Origin of the sequence: Pseudomonas sp. BJa5 (assembly GCF_030272875.2) — a bacterium.
Taxonomy (GTDB): Bacteria; Pseudomonadota; Gammaproteobacteria; order Pseudomonadales; family Pseudomonadaceae; genus Aquipseudomonas.
Map to the genome: position 1 here is coordinate 1 of NZ_JALRNG020000214.1, position 238 is coordinate 238.

1 pseudogene is annotated in these 238 nt (G+C 64.3%); it reads right to left on the minus strand.

Annotated elements, in window-relative coordinates:
• A pseudogene (locus M2D63_RS26070) lies at positions 1 to 238 on the minus strand (molybdopterin oxidoreductase family protein); the annotation flags it as partial.

Genomic DNA, 238 nt, shown 5'->3' on the forward strand with positions numbered 1-238 from the left:
CCATAGCACACGGCTTTGTCGGCTGCGGCGAAGTCGCGCGCCAACTGGCGGATGACCTGCGCTTCGACGACACACAGTGGCGCCATCGCTTCGGCGCTGAACGGTGCAATCGCCTCAAGCACCTGGTCGAGCCCGTCGACCGGCAAGCTCGACGGTCGCTCAAGGCCCACGCTCAAAACTGTATTGAGCAGGCCCCACAGCACCGCCGCAACGCCACCGGGGCGCACAAACACAAAAT